General features: G+C 39.9%; 7 protein-coding genes. All 7 read right to left on the bottom strand.

Features of this window, described 5'->3' with window-relative positions; all coding sequences use genetic code 11:
* Positions 1-144 (bottom strand): VOC family protein (locus L4C39_RS19850; RefSeq protein ID WP_489686404.1); only part of this gene is annotated, 144 nt, incomplete at its 3' end.
* 166 nt (positions 145-310) lie between these two features.
* Positions 311-748, bottom strand: a complete 438-nt coding sequence (locus tag L4C39_RS19845) for an NUDIX hydrolase (RefSeq protein ID WP_429747698.1) — start codon at positions 746-748, stop codon at positions 311-313.
* A 687-nt stretch (positions 749-1,435) separates the two neighbouring features.
* Positions 1,436-1,909: a GrpB family protein gene (locus L4C39_RS19840; protein WP_029203453.1), complete on the bottom strand. Its 474-nt coding sequence runs from the start codon at positions 1,907-1,909 to the stop codon at positions 1,436-1,438.
* 140 nt (positions 1,910-2,049) lie between these two features.
* Positions 2,050-2,535 carry a hypothetical protein gene (locus L4C39_RS19835; RefSeq protein ID WP_429747696.1) on the bottom strand — a complete coding sequence of 162 codons (486 nt, stop codon included), beginning with the start codon at positions 2,533-2,535 and terminating at the stop codon, positions 2,050-2,052.
* The gene (locus tag L4C39_RS19830; protein WP_017049967.1) at positions 2,532-2,843 is read right to left on the bottom strand and encodes a hypothetical protein; all 312 of its coding nucleotides are present in this window, start codon (positions 2,841-2,843) and stop codon (positions 2,532-2,534) included. The genes L4C39_RS19835 and L4C39_RS19830 overlap by 4 nt, the downstream gene beginning before the upstream one ends.
* Before the next feature lie 715 nt (positions 2,844-3,558).
* A complete protein-coding gene (locus tag L4C39_RS19825) occupies positions 3,559-5,211 on the bottom strand; it encodes a cell division protein FtsZ (protein ID WP_429747694.1) in 1,653 nt (550 codons plus the stop codon).
* 159 nt (positions 5,212-5,370) lie between these two features.
* Positions 5,371-5,604, bottom strand: a 234-nt coding sequence (locus L4C39_RS19820; RefSeq protein WP_429747692.1) for a hypothetical protein, incomplete at its 5' end; no start/stop codon positions are given.

Below are 5,604 nucleotides of genomic sequence, written 5' to 3'. Positions count from 1 at the left end.
ATCTAAACCTTGATTCGAAAATGCCGCATATTCAGGACCATAATCAACAAATGACCAATCAAAGACAGAGCTGAAAAAAGCTTTCGTTGCAGCTAGATCCTTTGCTCCAAATTCAACGTAATTTAGCTTTTCATGTACATTCATATATTACTCCATTAATACTTGTGATCGAGAAAGCGACTAACGCCCTGTTAAGGGGTGAGCAACGCAATGCCGAAGCCGCAGCAAACCACCTTAATCACTAAAATCAACGCATAGTAAAAATGCCACGCGTTGCGAATCCCTCTTAAACAGTTTGTTATGCGATTTTTCAAAGGGTGCTATTAAGCCTTTGATTAAGCTCCCATAAGGCTATTCTGTTTGAGTCATATTCCAAAAATTCACTAGCCTCTTGAAAACCACACCACCGAAATTTTGTATGCTCATTTGATAGATGAGGCTCAGTAGACACCCGAACTGAAAAAGAATATTCAGGCACTACAAACCGATGATTAGTCCAATTTTCATGACCAGAATAGTACACTTTTGGGAGCATACACATTGAGTCCAATTGCTGCCAATCACAGCCAATTAAACCAGTTTCTTCTTTAAGTTCACGCTTTGCTGCCTCGATAATGGATTCACTATCTTCACCGCCCCCTGAAATAGCTTGCCATACACCATTATCACTTCGTTTTCCGATTAAGTAACGAGGCTGTTCATTGAGTATTTGATACGGAAATACTAATACTTGAAATGGTGCTCTCATTGGTTTTTCCTCTAATCGCATAACGCCCAATTAAGCTGCTGACCAACGCAATACTCAACTCAAAGCAACGCACCGATTACACCAAATTATTTGGAACTGAAAATGCCACGCGTTGGCAGTCTGCTTGAATTGTTTGTTAGTTTGCCTACATGATGCAGCCAAAGTTTAGTACCAAGGTGCTGAATTGGTTACAAAACTACTGGCTTTGAACGACAATGTAAAACTGAAAACTACAGAACTCAAACCTAGCCAACAAAACACACTTGGCTAAGAAGCGACATGCGATAAACAACCACAGTTTGAAGTACCTTAGCTGGCAAAGGATTCATTCGACAAACCTGACAACCAAGTACGACCAAGCCATTTGTTATCGAGTTAGATACCAAGAAAAAGAAACCGCGCAAAAGAACCATTACGAAACCGAGAGAACCAGTAAGCGACTAACCTGCCACAAACACTTCCAATATAGTGCCACCGGAAAGTTCGTGAGGTTGAGCAACGAACAGGTGTAAAACATAGAAACCAGACTAGGCTCTTTGACCAAAAACGCTTTTCTACTTTTGCAAACTAACGCCGCATTAAGTGGTGAGCAACGCAGGCCACTGAACTAAAAGTATGATGCCGTAAACACCAAAGTTAAAGCAAACCAAAAATGCCGAGCGTTGGGAATCCGCCTTAAATGCTTTGTTATGCCTGTCTTAAAACGCGCTCAATAAAAGCTGACTTTTTTCGACGATACTCTTCGTGAGTCCAGCCTGTACAAGACATTTTGAGTTCATTGTATTGTTGAACCAACTCAGGGCTTTCACGGAGCTTGTCCCTAAACCTCACAAAGAAGTCAAATTCTGAGCCATTTGCTATGACTTGAAAAGCGACATCTTCACCTGAGCTATTTTCTAGCATGCAAAGCTCTGGAGTTCTTAACGTATTGGATTTTTCGTTGAAACCTAAAGTAGAAAGTAACTTCACTGCTTTTTCTAGATCGTTACCGTTAACGCCAACAAGTATGTCTAGGTCTCCCTTAGATACAGCATTAGGGATAGAAGACGCTCCAACATGCTCAATTGTTGCGCCTGGAAGTAAAGCGACTATCTGAAGTTCATACTTACGATAGAGATTTTCACAAGAGACCTGATACTCATCTGGTTTGTAAAATTGCATATTTTCTCCCAAAAGGCATAACGCCCTGTTAAGGTGTGAGCAACGCAATACCGATACTTCCGTATACCACCTTAAACACAAAACGCAACGCATAGCAAAAATGCCAAGCGTTGCGAATCACTCTTAAACAGATTGTTAAATTAATTTATAAAGCGAGAGATAATCTGTTCCATCTCTTCATCGTCATCGCAATAAAACAGCCAGTAATATATCAAAGGCTTAACAATACGGTAGCTTTCACTCGTTAGTTCGAGTGAAAGCACTAACTCGTCATAGACCTTGTATTCACTAGCCTTCTCTACCCAAGCACCGATTTGAATGCCATCATGTGTTTGTTCTTCCTGAATTATCCGTAGTGACTTATTGATATCATGTAGTTGACAGTAAAAAATTGGATTTCCGTCAGTTTCCAAAGAGATGTTCGAAAACTGATGAACATCAACAAATCTACGTCGATTTCTAATTTTTGGAACGTGATAACGAATATTTTCGAAAATACCTTCTGTTGTTCGTTGTACTTCAGGGTCAAACGTCAAATTACTCAATAGTTGACGCCAAAAACGTTTAGCTTTTTCATAGCTCTCATAAGAGTCTATATCTGAAGGTAAGTTGGTTTCATCTCTCACGGTTGCACCTCATTGTCTTTTACGAAAGCGCGACCAGCACAGACTTCTATATCTACACGCTCTGATTTCGTATTTTTAACACGAAATGTCTTTGAAACTTGAGCTTGTACTCCGTTCGCACCTTGAACGTAAGACCTTGCTTTGGAAAACTCTCTTTTTCGAATTGAACGATCTTTACGGTTTAAGTTAGTTTCCAAGCTGTTCAATAAATCAATACTTTCAGTTACACCTAAGTCTCCATTTCTTGCCCATGGTTCAGACTCCTCTAATCTCATACCTTGCGCTTGGAAGCGCCCTCTATTTTTCATATTATTCCTATTAATTTAACGCCCAATTAAGGTGCGACAACGCTATAACACCCAAGCTAACCCATTGCACCGTAAACACAAATTTCAAATCGGAGTGAAATCGTCAAGCGTTAGGAGTCACTCTTAAATTGTTTGTTATATTGCCCGCACGACAGAGCCAAGTTTAGCGCCAAGATGCTGAATTGGTTACAAATCTACTGACTTTGAACTCAGAAGTAAAATGGACAGTTCGAAACTCAATCATAGACAACAAAACGCACTTGGCTAAGAAGCGAAATGAGCTAAAATTAGAGCCATTCGATTAGCCAGAATGACAAAGAATTCGCACGAGAAACCTGACAGCAAAGTGCGCTGAAGCCACGATTTTCAATTTAACTTCCACGAAAAAGAAGCCGCGCAAAATGAACTTGAGCCAGCGAAACTTACTAACGAGGAGACTTGCGTGACGTTGCACCTAATTAACCGCCACACTTTCTACGTGCGATGGTCATTTTGATGGCAACTTTCACGAAACGAGCAGGTGTGTAGCTCGAACGCAGAACAAAGATAAACGGATAATTTAACCCTTTGAATCTTATGCAATATAACGCCGCATTAAGTGGTGAGCAACGCTACCCACCCAATCTAAACCATTGTGACATAAACACTTAAACTAAAGTAAGCCGAAAGTGCCAAGCGTTGGGAATCCGTCTTAAATGCTTTGTTATATGCGTTGTCACCTAGGTAAGGTAGCTAAAATACTAGTAAGTAATGTATACATAGAGTTACCAGCCACACCATAAAATGTATTCTCTGCCAACATTTTCAACTTACTTGCCTGCCCTTGGGTTTTTACTTCCCTACGTATTTTTAGTTCAATAGAATCTTTTATATCTTGTGTCATATCCAATGAACCGTACTCTTTAAGCAGAGAAACCAATTCCAAAGGTAATTGATCTGATTGAGTCAATTGAATTTTTTGGAGCTCCTGTGATGTAACCAAACTATCACAGATAACCTTTTGAAGGTCTTCCATACGACTTTCTAGTGAGGAAATCCGCTGTCTATATTCACCAGTGACCGCCTCATAGTTAGCAATAAGCCTCGCGTTTTGTCGTAATTCAAGCTCGGCAAATTCAAGCTTCATTTGAAGCTTTTCTACATCCATCTTTGACTGAAGTACGTCACTAGGAGATTTCTTATTAACTACGACCAAGCCGAACTCATAAAGTGACTTCTCAATCTTTTCAACTTCCCCAGAGGCAGTTTCAACCACCAAAGTTATATTTGCACCTTCTTGCTTAATACTTACTTTAGCTTCAATACCTGCATATTGTTGATTAAGAAACTCATTAAAATACGAGAGTATTGATAGCCCAGCACTAGCTTGATGAGGCTCAAAAGCAATTGATTTTGATAACGTAACAGTGTCGAACAAGTCTTGTGAGATATTTTTATCGATCGGTAATTCTGGAAGTCCAGTTATAATTACTGTTACCTCAATAGATTCAACCATTTCAGGGTCTAAAGATGTTCCTATTACAACAACTGCATTATCATTCTCCATAATGTTTTTCACAGCATTGCCGACAGTTTCAAATTCATCTAAGCGCATATCTAGCCCAGCAGTGATATTAACTAAGCATCCTTGAGCCTTAGTTAAATCAACGCTACTCATAGCTGGAGAGGTCAATAAGTTTGCGACAGCATCAGCTGAGCGTTGTTCGCCTTGGTCAATACCATACCCGACTGTGGCTAGTCCCATATCAGAGAACATTGTACGGATGTCTTTTAAGTCAACATTGATCATTCCAGGGCGTGTGATTAACTCAGAAAGCCCCTTGATCACAGCCTTAAAGTGATTGTTTGAGTCATGGAAAATATCACCTGCAGTTTGTAACTTACTACTTTTAAGGTTTGAGTCGAGGAATCTATCGTTGTCGATACAAATAAGAGAGTCTGTATGTTCAGCTAACGATAAATACGCCTGTTGAGAGCGTTTCTTCTTGTAACGTCCTTCAAACTCAAATGGAAAAGAGCAAAGACCAACACAGAGTATATTTCTTTGTTTTACCAGCCTAGTAATATAGGGAGCAACAACACTGCCTGTTTCTCCACCAAGTCCAGCAACGACAAAAATAATATCTCGCTCTTTTACCCTGCCAATCAACTCTTGTTCGTAAAAGAACACCTGTTCGGATAGAAGTAGTGAATCACTAGCAGGGGAGCTATAGGAACACTCATTCAAGGCGACTTGAGATGTATGTATATAGAGCTTGTCAACATCAATGGTATCTTGAATTGACGATGTAATTCTACATCCTACAGTACCGACCCCAATCACGAGAACCGATACATCGGTGTCCATATCCATCATAGGTTCAAACATAAATCTCCCAATTTAATATTTCGTTGAAGCATATAACGCCGCGTTAAGTGGTGAGCAACGCAGACCACTGCACCTAAAGTATTGTGCCGTAAACACTAAATTCAAAGCAAACTAAAAATGCCGAGCGTTGGGAATCCGTCTTAAACGCTTTGTTAGGCATTAGCCCACCTTTGATTTCGGAGGGTTCTCTAAGTAAGCCGCCCGATACTCTTTGAAGTAGTACTTTTCCATTTCATTCGGATTATCGACAATAACAAAACCAAGCCTCAAACCACCATAGTTATCGATAATATAGCGATAAAAACAACCACTAGAACCTGTCGCTAAATGCTTTGCGTACTGAAGATATCTACCTTTAATAGATTGTAAGATATCTACCTTTAATAGATTGTT

Source organism: Vibrio clamense, assembly GCF_050337905.1.
GTDB lineage: Bacteria > Pseudomonadota > Gammaproteobacteria > Enterobacterales > Vibrionaceae > Vibrio > Vibrio cortegadensis.
This window is presented reverse-complemented; position numbering and strand designations above follow the sequence as displayed.